General features: G+C 72.1%; 9 protein-coding genes. 8 read left to right on the forward strand and 1 reads right to left on the reverse strand.

The annotated features are described in order from the left end of the window. Window positions 1–129: 129 nt before the first annotated feature. From ACFYXB_RS38980 to ACFYXB_RS39000, 5 genes are all read left to right on the forward strand, one after another. Entirely contained in the window at window positions 130–882 is a 753-nt protein-coding gene (locus ACFYXB_RS38980) for a thioesterase II family protein (protein WP_389589720.1), read from the forward strand. A 116-nt stretch (window positions 883–998) separates the two neighbouring features. Then, on the forward strand, window positions 999–3,134 hold the full coding sequence (locus tag ACFYXB_RS38985) for an MMPL family transporter (protein ID WP_389589721.1): 2,136 nt from the start codon (window positions 999–1,001) through the stop codon (window positions 3,132–3,134). Between the two features lie 196 nt (window positions 3,135–3,330). After that, the gene (locus tag ACFYXB_RS38990) at window positions 3,331–4,458 is read left to right on the forward strand and encodes an NADH:flavin oxidoreductase (RefSeq protein WP_389589732.1); all 1,128 of its coding nucleotides are present in this window, start codon (window positions 3,331–3,333) and stop codon (window positions 4,456–4,458) included. 163 nt (window positions 4,459–4,621) lie between these two features. Then, window positions 4,622–5,887, forward strand: a complete 1,266-nt coding sequence (locus ACFYXB_RS38995) for a cytochrome P450 (protein WP_389589722.1) — start codon at window positions 4,622–4,624, stop codon at window positions 5,885–5,887. Window positions 5,888–5,899: 12 nt separating this feature from the next. Next, window positions 5,900–6,091, forward strand: a complete 192-nt coding sequence (locus ACFYXB_RS39000) for a ferredoxin (protein WP_389589723.1) — start codon at window positions 5,900–5,902, stop codon at window positions 6,089–6,091. A 241-nt stretch (window positions 6,092–6,332) separates the two neighbouring features. Here ACFYXB_RS39000 and ACFYXB_RS39005 read toward each other — a convergent pair whose 3' ends face one another. Beyond that, the gene (locus tag ACFYXB_RS39005; protein WP_389589724.1) at window positions 6,333–6,791 is read right to left on the reverse strand and encodes an SRPBCC family protein; all 459 of its coding nucleotides are present in this window, start codon (window positions 6,789–6,791) and stop codon (window positions 6,333–6,335) included. A 253-nt stretch (window positions 6,792–7,044) separates the two neighbouring features. Here ACFYXB_RS39005 and ACFYXB_RS39010 point away from each other — a divergent pair, with 253 nt between their 5' ends. The 3 genes from ACFYXB_RS39010 (at window position 7,045) to ACFYXB_RS39020 (ending at window position 16,986) form a co-directional block, all read left to right on the forward strand. After that, the gene (locus tag ACFYXB_RS39010) at window positions 7,045–8,235 is read left to right on the forward strand and encodes a DUF993 family protein (RefSeq protein WP_389589725.1); all 1,191 of its coding nucleotides are present in this window, start codon (window positions 7,045–7,047) and stop codon (window positions 8,233–8,235) included. Window positions 8,236–8,304: 69 nt separating this feature from the next. After that, window positions 8,305–9,720 carry an FAD-dependent oxidoreductase gene (locus ACFYXB_RS39015; protein WP_389589726.1) on the forward strand — a complete coding sequence of 472 codons (1,416 nt, stop codon included), beginning with the start codon at window positions 8,305–8,307 and terminating at the stop codon, window positions 9,718–9,720. A 159-nt stretch (window positions 9,721–9,879) separates the two neighbouring features. After that, window positions 9,880–16,986: an SDR family NAD(P)-dependent oxidoreductase gene (locus ACFYXB_RS39020; protein ID WP_389589727.1), complete on the forward strand. Its 7,107-nt coding sequence runs from the start codon at window positions 9,880–9,882 to the stop codon at window positions 16,984–16,986. The last annotated feature ends 3 nt before the right edge of the window (window positions 16,987–16,989 follow it).

A 16,989-nucleotide genomic window follows, 5' to 3' on the forward strand; every position in this document is an offset into this window, starting at 1 on the left:
TGACTGCCTGACGGGTCGTCGGGAGCGGACGCCGGATCGCCCTGGCGGCGATCCGTCTTTCCCTGCCCTGCCCCGCAGGAGTCCGATTCCTCCCCCGCCCGAAGGCGGGGGTTTCCTCGGAGGTTCCCGATGACGGCGGACACCACCGTGGGGAGCGGTGCCTGGATCCGGCGCTTCCACCCCGGCCCCGACGGCGCGCCCCGCCTGGTGTGCCTGCCGCACGCCGGCGGCTCGGCGTCGTACTTCTTCCCGGTGTCGCGGCAACTGGCCTCCGTGGCCGACGTCCTGGCGGTCCAGTACCCGGGCCGCCAGGACCGCCGGCACGAGCCGTGCGTCGACAGCATCCCCGCCCTGGCGGACGTGCTCGCCGCGGAGCTGCGGCCGTACGGCGACCGGCCGCTGACCCTGTTCGGCCACAGCATGGGCGCCTCCCTCGGCTTCGAGGTGGCACTGCGCCTGGAGGCCACCGGGGTGACAGTGCGTCATCTGTTCGCCTCCGGGCGGCGGGCCCCGTCCACGCCCCGGGACGAGCGGGTGCACCTGCGGGACGACGACGGCCTCATCGCCGACATCAAGCGGCTCAGCGGTACGGACTCACAGGTGCTCGGCGACGACGAGATCATGCGCATGATCCTCCCGGCGATCCGGGCCGACTACCGGGCGGCGGAAACCTACCGCTACACGCCCGGCCCGCCGCTCACCTGCCCGGTCACCGTCCTGACCGGGGACGCCGACCCGCACGTCACCGACGAGGAAGCGCGGGCCTGGGAGCGGCACACCACCGGCCCCTTCGACCTGAAGGTCTTCACCGGCGGCCACTTCTACCTCAACTCCCAGGCCGCTGCGGTCATCTCGGTCATCGAGAAGGCGCTGAGGGGATGAGGCGGGGTCCGCTACAGGGGTGGCGCTCCTGCAGATAGGGGTTGTTGAGCCCATGGGAAAGCCTTGACCTTGTCTTTGACATCGCTTTTCTGAACGCAACCCCCCAGGAGACCCGTATGACCGACGGGAACAGGCGGTTCACCATGGCCCTGTGCGGAAAACGGGCCAAGTGGCTGGTGGTGATCGGCTGGCTCATCGTGGCCGCTGCCCTCGGGCCACTGGCCGGAAAACTCGACGACGTCAAGGACGAGGGCAGCACGGCGGTACTGCCCCGCAACGCGGAGTCGGTGCAGGTCCTGCACGAACTGGAGAAGTTCCGTACCGACCACGACGTGATCGCCGCGGTGACGGTGTACAGCCGCACCGCCGGCATCACGCACGGCGACCGGGCCAAGGCCGACAAGGACCGGGCCGCCTTCCGCGAACACCTCGCCGAGGGCGAGAAGATGCCCGCCACCATGGCCTCGAAGGACGGCAAGGCCCTCATGGTCGTCGTCCCGCTGAACCGGGTGGACGGTGCCGCCACGGCCGACGAGGTCAAGGAGATGCGCACCACCGCACGGTCCGGCGCGCCCGCCGGACTCGACGTGGAGATCGGCGGCCCGGCGGGCCAGCAGAGCGACTACGTGGGGGCGTTCGAGAACCTGGATGCCGCGTTGATGGGCATCACGAGCACCGTCGTGATTGTCCTGCTGCTGCTCATCTACCGCAGCCCGTTCCTGTGGCTGTTCCCCATCCTGTCCGTCGGCTTCTCCCTGGTGGCCACGCAGGGCACCACCTACCTGCTCGCCAAACATGCCGACCTGCCCGTCGACCCGGGCAGCGCCAGCATTCTGATGGTCCTCGCCTTCGGCGTCGGCACCGACTACGCCCTGCTCCTGATCGCCCGTTACCGCGAGGAGCTGCACCAGTACGAGGACCGGCACGTCGCCATGGCCGTGGCCCTGCGCAAGGCCGGGCCCGCCATCATCGCCTCCGGCGCCACCGTGGTCGCCGGGCTGCTCTGCCTCGCCTTCGCCGACGTCAACTCCTCGCGCAGCCTGGGCCTGGTCGGCGCGGTCGGCGTGCTGTGGTCCTTCGTGGCGATGCTGACCGCGCTGCCCGCGCTCCTGGTGATCGCCGGACGCTGGGTCTTCCTGCCGTTCCGGCCCAAGTACGGCACCCCGCCCCGCTCCCACCGCAGCATCTGGGGCAAGGTCGGTGCCGCCGTGGCCCGGCGTCCGCGGCCCGCATGGGTGCTCTCCCTCGGCCTGATCGCCGCCGCCGCGGCAACCGTCCTCGGCATGAACGTGGGCATCGGGCAGGCCGAGGTCTTCCAGGACAAGCCCGAGTCCGTGGTCGCCCAGGAGAAGATCGCCCAGCACTACCCGGCGGGCGCCTCCGGACCGGCCCTGATCGTGGCCCGGGCCGGCAGCGCCGACGCGGTGACCGCGGCGGCCCGCAAGACCGACGGAGTGGCCTCGGTCCTCACCCCCACCCGCTCGCCCGACGGCTCGCTCGTCTCGATCGAAGCCGTCCTCAAGGACGCGCCCGACAGCGACGGCGCCGCCCGGACCGTCGACGCGCTGCGCGACTCCGTGCACGCGGTCGCCGGAGCACACGCGGTCGTCGGCGGTACGGCGGCCGAACGCTCCGACACCGAGCGGGCGTCCGACCAGGACCTGCGGACCGTCATCCCGCTCGTGCTCGGCGTCATCCTGGTCGTCCTCGTCCTCCTGCTGCGGTCCCTCGTGGCCCCGCTGCTGCTCCTGCTGACCGTGGTGGTCTCGTACCTCGCGGCCCTCGGCGCGAGCAACATCGTCTTCGAGCAGGTCCTCGGGCAGAGCGGCGTCGACTGGACGATCCCGCTGGTGGCCTTCGTGTTCCTGGCCGCCCTCGGCATCGACTACAACATCTTCCTGATGACCCGGGTCCGTGAGGAGACGGTGCTGCACGGCCACGACCACGGCGTGGTGCGCGCGCTCGGCGGCACCGGCGGAGTCATCTCCTCCGCCGGCGTCGTCCTCGCCGCCACCTTCGCGGTGTTCGCCGCGATGCCGGTCACCAACATGATCCAGATGGGCATCGTGGTCGCCCTCGGCATCCTCGTGGACACCTTCCTGGTCCGTACGGTCCTGGTGCCCGCCCTCGTCCTCGACGCGGGCCGCGCCACCTGGTGGCCCGGCAGGCTCTTCCGCGACCTGGGCCGCCGGCCGCGCACCGTCCCGGTGGCGGGCAACCAGCCGGGCTCCCGGATCGGCGCGCCGCTCTGAGCGGACCGGGGCCCGGCCCGCGCCGCCGCCCCCTTTTTCTTTAGGGGGGCGGCAGCGCTGTTTAGGGGGTCGAACGCGTGGCTCGAGCGGCCCCCACTTGGTTTCAATCGGTACGTGGCCGAATCGGTGCGGACCAGGACACCGACCCATTCCACGGCCGGCCGATCCAGCTGAAGGGAATGTCTTCCTCATGTCCATCGCGTCCACTGCGCCTGCCTCGACCCGACCGGTCGGCCCTCTGTTCTCACCGGTGACGCTGGGCGGCGTACCGCTCAAGAACCGTTTCGTCATGGCACCGATGACCCGCAGCATGTCTCCGGGGGGAGTACCGGGAGCGGACGTCGCGGCGTACTACGCGCGGCGCGCGCAGCACGGCGTGGGCCTGATTGTCACCGAAGGCACCGTGGTCGACCACCCGGGCTCCTCCTACAACCCGGCCGTGCCCCACTTCTACGGCGAGGAGGCGCTGGCCGGCTGGGCCGAGGTGGTGCGTCAGGTGCACGCCGCCGACGGCAAGATATTCGCCCAGCTGTGGCACGTCGGCCTCGACCCGCTGGCCGGCGAGGCGCTCGGCGAGGGCACGAAGCTGGTCGGCCCCTCCGGGCTCGTCGCCCCCGGCCAGCAGGTGACCGAGCCGATGACCCAGGAGCAGATCGACGCCGTGGTCGAGGCGTTCGCGCAGGCCGCCGCCGACGCCGAGCGGCTCGGCTTCGACGGCGTCGAACTGCACGGCGGGCACGGCTACCTGATCGACCAGTTCTTCTGGGCGGGCACCAACCAGCGCACCGATGGCTACGGCGGCGACATCGTGGCCCGGACCCGGTTCGCCGTGGAGATCATCGACGCCGTACGGTCCCGGGTGAGCCCCGACTACCCGGTGGTGCTGCGCTTCTCGCAGTGGAAGACCGCCGACTTCACCGTCCGCCTCGTCGAGAACCCGCAGGAGCTGGAGGAGTTCCTCACGCCCTTCGCGGAGGCCGGCGTCACCGCCTTCCACTGCTCGACCCGGCGCTTTTGGACACCCGAGTTCGAGGGCTCGGACCTGAACCTGGCGGGCTGGACCAAGAAGCTCACCGGCAAGCCGGTCATCACCGTCGGCTCGGTCGGCCTCGACGGCGACTTCGTCACGATGTTCGCCGAGGGCACCGGGGCGGCCACCGAGGGCATCGGCGGCGTCCTGGACCGGCTCGAACGCGAGGAGTTCGACCTCGTCGCGGTGGGCCGGGCCCTGCTCGGCGACGCGGAGTGGGTCGCCAAGATCCGTGACGGCCGCGCCGACGAGCTGAACTCCTTCAGCCCGGCGGCGCTGGCCACGCTCGACTGACCGTCGGTAGAGCGCGGCCGTGCGGGACTCGCCGGCCGCGTTGGCGGTAACGGCGCCGTGCGCTGGTGCGACTGCCCGCAGCTACGCGGGGCTGCGCAGCCCGTGCGGCCCCCACCCCGTAGCGCTCACGCTCCCAACCCTGCCCGAGAGGACACCGAACGTCATGTCCGACGTCGCCCAGGCCGAGACCAGTCAGTGCCCGGCCCATGCCACCCCTTCCGCCGGCGACGACAGCGCCGCGCTTCCCTTCCCGTTCATCCGCAAGTGCCCCCTGAGCACGCCCGACGAGTACGCCGAACTGCGCTCGCAGAGCCCGGCGACCAAGGTGCAGCTGCGGCTGTCGGGCGCGCCGGCCTGGCTGCTCACCCGGTACGAGGACGTCAAGAAGGTCCTCGGCGACCCGGCGATGAGCTCCAACGCCAAGCTGCCCGGCTACCCGTTGCAGTTTTCGGTGCCGGAAGAGGTCCTGCAGTTCATCAAGTTCCCGTTCTCGGCGCTCGACGCCCCCGAGCACACGACCCAGCGCCGCCTGGTGATCCCCGAGTTCACCGCGCGCCGTATCCAGTCGCTCAAGCCGCGCATCCAGCAGATCGTCGACGAGCGGATCGACGCGATGCTCGCCCAGGGCGGCACCGTGGACCTGGTGAAGGAGCTGGCCGCACCGGTCCCCTCCCTGCTGTTCTGCGAGATGCTGGGCGCCGACCCGGAGGACATCGACTACTTCCGGCGGTACTCCGAGGTCACCATGAACCGGAACTCCACCCAGGAGGAGATCACCGTCCTCTACACCGAGATGGACGGGTTCCTGGGCCGGCTGATCGAGAAGAAGGAGCAGGAGCCCGGGGACGACCTGCTCAGCCGACTGGTCGCCAAGAACCGCGAAGAGGCGGGCCTCGAGCTCGCCGACCTGGTGTCCATCGCCCGGCTGCTGGTCGTGGCGGGCTTCGACACCACCGCCAACATGATCGGCCTGGGCACGCTGGTGCTGATGCAGAACCCGCAGGTGGCCGACGAACTGCGCGCCGACCCGTCGCTGACCCGCAAGGCCGTCGACGAGCTGCTGCGCTTCCTGTCCATCGCGGACTCCGCGACCGTCCGTGTGGCGACGGCGGACATCGAGGTGGGTGGCATCACCATCCGCGCCGGCGAGGGCGTCATCGCCAGCAACGGCGCCGCCAACTGGGACGCGACGGTCTTCGAGAACCCGGACACCCTCGACATCCACCGCGACTCCAAGAACCACCTGGCCTTCAGCTACGGCGCCCACCAGTGCCTCGGCGCGAACCTCGCCCGGGTTCAGCTGGAGATCGTCTTCAGCGCGCTGCTGGCCCGGATCCCCACGCTGCGGCCAGCCGTTCCGGTCGAGGAGCTGTCGTTCATGCACGGCGGTCACATCTACGGTCTGCACGAGCTGCCCGTCACCTGGTGAGGAGGGGTCGACATGCGCGTCTCCGTCAACCGCGGACGCTGCGTAGGCTCCGGCTCCTGCGCGCTCGCCGTCCCGAAGGTCTTCGAGCAGAGCCCCAAGGACGGCCGCGTCGTCCTGGTCACCGAAACCCCGACCCCCGAACTCCACGAGCCCACAGAGGAAGCAGCCGACTTCTGCCCGGTCTCGGCCATCATCATCACCTGACCCCCCGGTTTTGAACCCCACACCGCCGGCCCACGCCCTCCTGCCAGAGGAGCGGCGCGGGCCGGCGGTGTGCGTTCGGCCTCCCGGGGAGCGGGATGCGGAAGTCGCTCTTCTGGAGGGGCGCTCCGGTCGGAGGGGCCGGAGGTGCCGGCCGGCGGCAGGCGCAGGTGTCCGCACATGACGCCGGTCGCCCGCCGGAGGGATGGCGGGCGACCGGAGATCAGGGGGAGGGACGGGAGGATCAGGCGGTTTCGACCACCTTGGCCAGGCGCTTGAGGCCCAGGACGAGGTTCGTGCTGAGGAACTTGCCGATCGCCTCGCCGACTTCGGCGCTCTGCGGACCGTCGAGGATGGCCGAGTGCGTGATCGTCACGCCGCCCTTGCCGTTGTCGACGGCGCGCAGGCTAGTGCGCAGGAACGTCTCGTCCTTCACGCCCGACTCCGAGGTGGGCGCCATGCACTCCAGCGTGAAGCCCTCGTTCTCGACGACGTCGACGAGGGTGAACGGCACCGGCTGCGGGTGGTGACCCTGCTCCGGGTCCTGCTCGATCACGCCCTTGACGCCGGAGACGATCGGCCCCTCGACGCGGATCGTGCTGACGTCGTTGTACCACTCGCGCCAGGACGGCAGGTCGGTGTAACGGGCCCACACCGCCGCCGGAGTGGCCTTGGCCTCCACAGTGTGTTCAAACTTCCACATAGTTACCTTCCACGTCTGACGGCCAGTGAGAACGCGGCGAACCGCAAGCCGGCCGACCGCTATTACATGAAGTCACATACGCGGCCGCGGTATCCAGTGTTCGGACCCCCTAAGCCTCTTCGGCCACACCGCTCCGCGGGAATCTAGGGGGGAGATATCAGGGACTTAGGGGGTCGGCCGTATGGAGTGGCCGAGACTCGGCTGGATTTAATGAATCGCCAGTGCATTCCCGTGAGGTCTCGGAGCTGAAGCGATGATTAAACTGCCGGAGCCGGACGGTACGCTCACCTCGTACCGGCCGAACCCGTCCCCGCGTGAATTCACCGCGGTGGCCACGCCGTTCAGCAAGCGGTCCATCCTTGCGACGGCACACGTCGTCGGTGACCCGCTGGCGCCCAACGAGCCGTTCGGCCCGCCCGTCGGCCCGCCGCCCGAACAGCGCCTGGACTGGGACGCCACCCTGGCCTTCCGCCGCCATCTGTGGTCGTACGGCTACACCGTGGCCGAGGCCCTCGACACCTCGCACCGCGGCATGGGCCTGGACTGGCCGGGCGCCGCGGAGCTGATCCGCCGCTCCGGCGCGGAGGCCCGCGCGGTCGGCGGCCGGCTGGCCGCGGCCATCACCACCGACCAGCTCGACCCGTTCGCCCCGCACTCCCTCAAGGAGGTCGCCGCGGCCTTCGAGCAGCAGCTCGAGGTCGTGGAGGAGGCGGGCGCGCAGGCCATTATCATGTGCAGCCCGCAGCTGGCCGCCGTGGCGCAGGGCCCCGACGACTACGCCGAGGTGTACGGCAACCTCCTGCGGCAGGCCTCCAAGCCGGCTGTCATCCACTGGATCCTGCCGGAGTGGATCCCCTTCCACGCGGGCTACTTCGGCCACCAGGACCTGGACGCCGCCTACGACGCCCTGATCGACCTGGTCAAGCAGCACCGGAACAAGGTCGACGGCGTCAAGCTCGCCCCGGTGACCGTGGAGCGCCAGATCGAGCTGCGCCGCCGCCTGCCCGAGGGCGTGCGCTTCTACACCAGCGACACCGACGCGTACCCCGAGCTGATCCTCGGCGACGGGCAGGGCTTCAGCGACGGCCTGTCCCCGGTGTTCGACCCGGTCGCGCCGCTGGCCGCACAGGCACTGCGGGCCCTGGACGACGGCGACGCCGCCACCGCCCGCACGCTGTTCGACGAGACGCTCGAGCTGAACCGGCACGTCTTCGTCGGCCCGCTGCGCAGCACCCTCTTCTTCAAGACGGGCCTGGTCTTCCTCGGCTGGCTGGCCGGCCACGCGAGCCACTTCCGGATGGTGTGGGGCGAGCAGTCGGCCCGCTCCGTACCGCACCTGGCGACCGCCTACCGGCTCGCGGACTTGCTCGGCCTGTTCCCGGACCCGGCCCTGGCCGAGCGGCGCATGAAGACCTACCTCGCCACGTGCGGGATCGAGAACTGACAGCACGGACCAGCACAGACAGCACTCACAGCACCGAGGACCACCGGCAGTGCAGGAAGGAAGCGCGCAATGACCAGGGCAGTAGTGCTCGGTGGCGGAATGGCGGGGGTGCTCGCCGCGGTTGCGCTGAGCCGATACGCCGACGCCGTCACCATCGTCGAGAGCGACCGTTACCCGGACACCCCGGCCCCCCGCCGCGGGCTGCCGCAGGGGCATCACAACCACATGTTCATGCGCGGTGGTGTCGAGGCGCTGGAGTCCCTGCTGCCGGGCATCACCGAGGAGCTGCACGCGGCCGGCGCCAAGCGTCGCGCGCTGCCCTCGGGCAACCTGACCCGGTCCGGCGAGGGCTGGTTCCGCCGCCAGCCCAGCTCCGCGTACGTGGTGCTGTGCAGCCGCGACCTGACCGACCACGTGGTGCGCGGCAGGGCCCTGGCAGACGAGCGGATCACCGTGCTGCAGGGCACCAGGGTGACCGGCCTGACCGGTAGCGCCGAGCGGGTCACCGGGGTGCGGATCCAGCCGGAGGGCGAGGAGGAGCGGACCCTCACCGCCGATCTGGTCATCGACGCGACCGGACGCCGCTCCAAGGCCCCCGACTGGCTCGGCGCGATCGGCGCGCCCGCGGTGTACGAGGAGGTCGTGGACGGCGGATTCGCCTACGCCAGCCGCGTGTTCGAGGCACCGCCCGGACTGCGCGACGATTTCCCCGGCGTGCTCATCCAGGCGCAGGCCGGCACCGGCAAGCCCGGCCGCGGCGCGGCGCTGCTGCCCAATGAGGGCCGCCGCTGGATCGTCACCCTCTTCGGCACCCGGGGCGCCGTGCCGCCCACCGACGAAGAGGGCTTCGTGGAGTTTGCGCGCGGCACCCGGCACCCGGTCATCGCCGAGCTGATCGACAAGGCCCGGGCGGTGTCCGAGATCCGCCCCTACCGCGGCATGGCCAACCGGCGCCGCTACTACGAGAAGCTGCCGGTCCCCGAGGGCTTCGTTGCCACCGGCGACTCGCTGATGGCGCCCAACCCGAACTACGGCACCGGCATGTCCCAGGCCGCCCGCCAGGCCGTCGCCCTGCGCGAGACGCTGCGCCGCCACCGCGGCCTGCGCCCCGGCCTGGCCCGCAAGGCGCAGAAGGCGCTCGCCCGGATCGCCGTGGCGCCCTGGGTGGCCGCCACCACGCAGGACCACTTCTTCCCGGACGTGCAGTCCAACGCCAAGCGTCGGCCGAGCCCGTCCCAGCAGCGCCTCAACGAGCGGGTCACCAAGGTCGCGGCGGAGAACGGCCGGATCGCGGAGGCGGTGTTCAACGCCGCCGCCCTGTCCGGTTCGCCTTTGGCGATCTTCTCCCTCGCAAACCTGCTGGCCATTCTGCGCGGGCCGCGCTTGCCGGAATTGACCGCGGCTCAAGCAATAGCCCAGTTCCCTGAATTCGGCGACATCCTGGCACACGCCCAGGAAATCGATCACGTCGGTTCCGGAAACTGATTTTCCGTTTCCCGGGTGCCCCGCTCCGGGGTACCCGGGTATTTCGCGAAATCTGGCCCCGATTCAGTAGTAGGGGTGCCGGTGACCACCTCTGGGGTTGGCCCCCGGAGCCCGTATGAGTAGCGTCGTGGCCGTCCACTGCCACAACGGAATGCAAGCATGCGACACGCAGTCGAGGGGGTGGCCCGGGTGGGCGCTGAGGAATTCTCTGGGGTGATTCCGTGGATCGTCTCGGGGAAGAGCGCGAACGCGCTGCGGGCACAGGCCGAGAAGCTGTGGAAACACGTGACGGCCCGGCCCGGGGAACGCCCGGCCGACATCGGTCTGTCGCTCGCCACGACCCGGGCCAGGCTCGGGCACCGGGCGGTCGTGCTCGGTACGGACCGTGAAACCCTGCTCGACTCCCTGTCCGCCTTCGCCGGGAGCGGCACCGGAGCCCCGGTCGTCTCCGGCGCGGCGCCCGGCGGTGAGCCGCGCACCGTCTTCGTCTTCCCCGGCCAGGGCTCGCAGTGGGACGGCATGGCCGTCGAACTGCTCGACCAGTCAGCGGTGTTCGCCGCGCAGATGACCGCCTGCGGCCAGGCCCTGGCCGAGTTCGTCGACTGGGACCTCATCGGCGTGCTGCGCGGCCGAGAGGGCCAGCCGAACCTCGAACCGGTGGACGTCGTCCAGCCGGTGCTGTGGGCCGTCATGGTCTCGCTCGCCGCACTGTGGCGCTCCTACGGCGTCGAGCCCTGCGCGGTCGTCGGACACTCCCAGGGCGAGATCGCCGCGGCCACCGTCGCCGGGGCCCTCTCCCTTAAGGACGGCGCCCGCGTCGTCGCCCTGCGCAGCCAGGTCATCAAGCAGCGGCTGGCCGGCAAGGGCGGCATGATGTCCGTACCGCTGCCCGCGGCCGAGATGTCCACCCGCCTCGCCCGCTGGGACGGCCGGCTCCAGCTGGCCGCCGTCAACGGCACCTCCACCGCCGTCGTGTGCGGCGAGACCGACGCCCTCGACGAGCTGTTCGCCGAGCTGACCGAGGAAGACGTCCGGGTCCGCCGGATCCCGGTGGACTACGCCTCCCACTCGCACTTCGTGGAGGAGATCCAGGACCAGCTCCTCGAGGTCCTCGCACCCGTCGCCCCCCGCTCGGTCCGGCTCCCGTTCTACTCCACGGTGACCGGCGACATCCTGGACACCGCCGGGCTGAACGCCGAGTACTGGTACACCAACCTGCGCCGGACCGTCCGCTTCGACGAGGCCACCCGGGCCCTGCTGCGGGACGGTTTCACCCTGTTCGTGGAGCCGACGGCGCACCACATCCTCAAGAACGGCGTCCAAGAGTCGGTCGACGCCGCCGAGAAGTCGGCCGGTGTGGTCGGCTCGTTGCGCCGCAACGAGGGCGGCCTGCTCAGGTTCGCCACCTCGCTCGCCGAGGCCTGGGTGCGCGGCGCCCCAGTGGACTGGGCAGGCTTCTTCGACGGCACCGGCGCCCGGACGACCGACCTGCCGGGCTATGCCTTCCAGCGCAAGCGCTACTGGCGCAAGGTGCCCACCGTCGGCGGCGGGGTGCCCGACCTCGGTCAGGTCGGCGTCGAACACCCGCTGCTGGCCGCCGCGGTGGAGACCGCCGAGTCCGGCGGCCACGTGTTCACCGGCCGGCTCTCGCTGAGCACCCACCCCTGGCTCGCCGACCACGAGGCGCTCGGCACCGTACTGTTGCCGGGCACCGCCTTCGTGGAGCTGGCGATCCGGGCCGGCGACCAGGCCGGCTGCGGCACGCTGGACGAACTGACCCTGCACGCGCCGCTCGTGCTACCCGAGCGCGGGGGAGTGGCCCTGCAGGTGCTGCTCGGCACCCCCGACGACTTTGGCGCCCGCACCGTCGGCATCCACTCCCGCGCCGACGGCGAGGACCAGCCCTGGATCCGGCACGCCTCCGGCGTACTGACCCCGCAGATCTCCGACGCGGGCTTCGACTTCGCCCAGTGGCCGCCTGCCGGCGCCGAACCGATCGGCCTGGACGGCGCCTACGAGCGGCTGTTCGGCCGCGGCTACGCCTACGGCCCGGTCTTCCAGGGACTGACGGCCGCCTGGCGGCGCGGTGGCGAGCTGTTCGCCGAGGTGACCCTGCCGGAGCAGGCGCACGCCGACGCCCAGGCGTTCGGCCTGCACCCGGCGCTGCTGGACGCGGCCCTGCACGCCGAACTCGTCGGCGCAGAGGGGCAGGACGAGGGGGAAACGGTCCTGCCCTTCGCCTGGACCGGAGTCAGGCTGCACGCCGTCGGCGCGACCGCGCTGCGGGTGCGGATCGTCACCGACGAACAGGGCAACACCCTGCTGGAGGCTGCCGACACCAGCGGCAACCCCGTCGTCAGCGTCGAGTCCATCGTGGCCCGCGCGGTCTTTGCCGGACAGCTGGAGTCCGCGAGCGGCCGCCGTGAACTGCCCTACCGCCTGAACTGGACCGCCGTGCCTGTGGACGGCGCTGCCCAGGACACCGACCTCGTTCACGTCACCGACCTGGACGAGCTCGACCCCGACCAGCCCGTCCCGTCCACCGTGGTCGTCGACTTCGACGCCCCCGGCACCGAGGGCACCCTCGAGGGCGTCCGCCTCACCGCCCACCGCGCCCTGGACCTCGTACAGACCTGGCTCGGCGACGACCGGTACGGCGAGTCGCACCTGGTCGTCCTCACCCACGGCGCCGTCGCCGCCCCCGGCGACCCCGCGCCCTTGCTCACCCTCGCCCCCGCCTGGGGCCTGCTGCGGGCCGCGCAGGCCGAGAACCCCGGCCTGTTCACCCTGGCCGACCTGGACGACACCGAAGCCTCCCGCCGCGCCCTGCCCGCCGCCCTGACCACCGGCGAACCCGAACTCGCGCTGCGCGACGGCACGTTGTGCGCGCCCCGGCTGGCCCGCACCGCCGAGAACGCCGCCCCCGCCGAGCCGGCCGCGCTCGACCCCGAGGGCACCGTCCTCATCACCGGCGGCACCAGCGGCCTCGGCGCCCTCGTCGCCCGCCACCTGGTCGCCGAACACGGCGTACGACACCTGCTGCTGACCAGCCGCCGCGGCGCCGCCGCGCCCGGCGCCACCGCCCTGCGCGACGAACTCGCCGCCGCCGGCGCCACCGTCACCCTCGCCGCCTGCGACGTCTCCGACCGGGCGGCGCTCGCCGACCTGCTCGGCACCGTCCCCGACGAGCACCCCCTCACCGCCGTGATCCACGCGGCGGGCGTCCTCGACGACGGCACCGTCGCCGCCCTCACCCCCGAGCGCCTCGACACCGTCCTCGCCCCGAAGGCCGACGCCGCCTGGCACCTGCACGAACTCACCGCCGGCCACGACTTGGCGTTGTTCGCGCTGTTCTCCTCCGCCGCCGGCACCCTCGGCGCCGCCGGGCAGGCCAACTACGCCACCGCCAACGTCTTCCTCGACGCCCTCGCCGCCCACCGTCGCGCGGCCGGACTGCCGGCCACCTCCATGGCGTGGGGCCTGTGGGCCGAGGCCACCGGCATGACCGGAGACCTCGACGAGGCCGACACCGAACGCCTGCGCCGCCAGGGCTTCCCCGCCATGACCACGGCCGAGGGTCTCGCCCTGTTCGACCAGGCGCTCACCGCCGAAGAGCCGCTCCTGCTGCTGCTCCGCCTGGACCTGGCCGCCCTGCGTGCCCAGGCCGGCGCCGGCAGCCTGCACAGCGTCCTCGGCGACCTGGTGCGCGTCCCCGTCCGCAAGACGGCCCGCACCGGCGGCGCGGACGGCAGCTCGCTGGCCGACCGGCTGGCACGACTGCCGGAGCCCGAGCGCGACACCCTTCTGCTCGACCTCGTCTGCTCGCACGTCGCTGACGTCCTCGGCCACGACTCCGCCGACGCCGTCGAACCCGACCGGGCCTTCAAGGAGCTCGGCTTCGACTCGCTGACCGCAGTCGAACTGCGCAACCGGCTCGGCGCCACCACCGGTCTGCGCCTGCCCGCCACCCTCGTCTTCGACCACCCCAGCGCCCGCGCCGCGGCCCAGTATCTGAAGGAGACGGCGCTCGGCTCCGCCGCGTCCGGGGCGCCCGCGCCCGCCGTCACCGCCGCCGCGGCCGACGAGCCGATCGCGATCGTCGCCATGGCCTGCCGCTTCCCCGGCGGCGTCGAGACCCCCGAGGACCTGTGGCGGCTCGTCGCCGACGGCACCGAGACGGTCTCCGCCTTCCCCACCGACCGTGGCTGGGACATCGAGGGCGTCTATCACCCCGAGCCGGGCACCCCCGGCCGCACCTACACGCGCTCCGGCGGATTCCTGTACGACGCCGCCGAGTTCGACGCCGAGTTCTTCGGCATCTCCCCGAACGAGGCCCTCGGCATGGACCCGCAGCAGCGGCTGCTCCTCGAGACCTCCTGGGAGATCTTCGAGCGGGCCGGCCTCGACCCCGCCACCCTCCGGGGCAGCCGCACCGGCGTGTTCACCGGCGCGATGTACCACGACTACGCCAACTCCCGCGCCACCGGCTCCATCAACTCAGGGCGTCTGTCGTACACATACGGGCTCGAAGGCCCCGCCGTCACCGTGGACACGGCCTGCTCGTCCTCCCTGGTCGCCCTGCACCTGGCGATCCAGGCGCTGCGCTCGGGCGAGTGCACCCTTGCCCTGGCCGGCGGCGTGACCGTGATGGCCACCACCGAGGTCCTCGTCGAGTTCGGCCTCCAGCAGGGGCTGTCCCCCGACGGTCGATGCCGCTCCTTCGCCCAGGACGCCGACGGCACCGGCTTCTCCGAGGGCGTCGGCCTGCTCCTCGTCGAGCGCCTCTCCGACGCCCGCGCCGCCGGCCACCCCGTGCTCGCCGTGGTCAAGGGCTCCGCCGTCAACCAGGACGGCGCCAGCAACGGCATCTCCGCCCCCAACGGCCCCGCCCAGCAGCGCGTCATCCGCCAGGCCCTCGCCAACGCCGGCCTCGGCCCGGCCGACGTCGACGTGGTCGAGGCGCACGGCACGGGCACCACCCTCGGCGACCCGATCGAGGCACAGGCGCTGCTCGCCACCTACGGCCAGGACCGCCCCGAGGACCGGCCGGTCTGGCTCGGCTCCATCAAGTCGAACATCGGCCACACCCAGGCCGCGGCCGGAGTCGCCGGCCTCATCAAGGTGATCGAGGCGATCCGCCACGGCGTCCTGCCGAAGACGCTGCACGCCGACACCCCCTCGACCAAGGTGGACTGGTCGGAGGGCAACCTGCGCCTGCTGGCCGAGACCCAGGAGTGGCCCGCCACCGACGGACCCCGCCGCGCCGCGGTCTCCTCCTTCGGCATCAGCGGCACCAACGCCCACGTCATCGTGGAACAGGCCCCCGAGCAGCCCGACCGGTCCGAGCAGTCCGCCGATGCCGGCGCAGCACCTTCGGGCGTACTGCCCTGGCTCCTGTCCGGCCGCACCCCGCAGGCCCTGCGCGCCCAGGCCGCCAAGCTCGCCGCCTGGCTCGGCACCGGCCCGCAGGCCGACGCGCCGGACATCGCCCAGTCGCTCGCCGTCGAACGCACCGCCTTCGAACACCGCGCCGCGGTGCTCGCCGAGGACCACGACCAGGCCCTGCGCACCCTCATCGCCCTCGCCGAGGGCGACCTCCCCGCCACGGCGGTGAGCGACCGGGCCCGCACCTCCGGCCGCAAGCTCGCCTTCCTCTTCACGGGGCAGGGGGCACAACGGCTAGGCATGGGACGGGAGTTGTACGACACCTTCCCCGAGTTCGCCGAGGCCTTCGACGCCGTCCTCGCCGAGCTGGACCTCCCGCTCAGGGACGTGGTCTGGGGTGAGGACGCCGAACAGCTCAGCCGTACCGAGTTCACGCAGCCCGCGCTGTTCGCGATCGAGGTCGCGCTGTACCGGCTGGTGGAGTCGTGGGGCATCAAGCCCGACTACCTGGCCGGCCACTCCATCGGCGAGTTCGCCGCCGCGCACGTCTCCGGCGTTCTGTCACTCGCCGACGCGGCCCGACTCGTCGCCGCACGCGGCCGGTTGATGCAGGCCCTGCCCGAGGGCGGCGCCATGGCCGCCCTACAGGCCACCGAGGACGAGGTACGTCCGCTGCTCGCCGACGGTGTCGGCATCGCCGCCGTCAACGGCCCCACCGCGGTCGTGGTCTCCGGCGTCGAGGCCGAAGTACTGCGCGTCAAGGCGCACTTCGAGGCCGAGGGCCGTAAGACCGCCCGGCTCAAGGTCTCGCACGCCTTCCACTCGCCGCTGATGGAGCCCATGCTCGACGAATTCCGTTCCGTCGCACAGCAGCTGACGTACGGCGAGCCGTCCATACCCATCGTCTCCACCGTCACCGGCCTCTCCATCGACGCCGACGAGATCGGCACCCCCGAATACTGGGTCCGCCACGTCGGCGCGACCGTCCGCCACGCCGACGCGGTGGCCCGGCTCGAGGCGCTGCAGGTCGGGACGTTCGTCGAGATCGGCCCGGACGCCGCACTGACCGCCACCGGCGCCGAATGCCTGACCGGCGGGGACGAGGCCGACGCCGTGTTCGTGGCCGCGCTGCGCCGGGGCCGCGAGGAGCGGCGGGAGCTGGCGGCGGCTGTCGCGCTGGCCCACTGCCGGGGTGTCGCCGTCGACTGGCGGGCGTACTTCGCCGGACACCCGGGCCACCGGGTCGAGCTGCCGACGTACGCGTTCCAGCGCCGCCCCTACTGGCTCGCCGAGACCGGCGGCGACGGGGTCGTCGTCATCGGCTCTGGGGCCGGTGCCCCAGAGCAGGACGACGTCGACACCGGGCGTTGGCGGGAGATCCTCGCCCTGCCCGACGGCGAACGGGAGCGGGCCGTACTGACCCTGGTCCGCGGCCAGGTCGCCGCGGTGCTCGGCCACGAGTCGGCCGACGCGATCGAGCCCGACCGGGCCTTCACCGAGCTCGGCTTCGACTCGGTGGCGGCGGGCGAACTGCGCAAGCGGCTCACGCGTCTCACCGGGCACGGCCTGCCGGCGACCCTCGCCTTCGACCACCCCAACTCCCAGGCGGTGGCGGCCCTGCTGCTCCAGGAGGACTCGTCAGCCGAGGCCGGAGCGGCCCAGCCGCTCCTCGCGGAACTCGACCGCGTCGAAGCGGTCCTGTCCGCCGCCCCCGAGCTGAACGGCGACACCGACCGGATCACCACCCGGCTCGAGGCCCTGCTGCGCGCCTGGCGCGACGCCCGGGAGAGGGCGGCCGAAGAGCAGACCGACGACGACTTCGCCACGGCCAGCGACGACGAGCTCTTCCAGGCACTGGACAACCTCGAGATTGGTTCATGAGCG

The sequence above is a fragment of the Streptomyces sp. NPDC002619 genome (assembly GCF_042889305.1).
Lineage (GTDB): Bacteria > Actinomycetota > Actinomycetes > Streptomycetales > Streptomycetaceae > Streptomyces.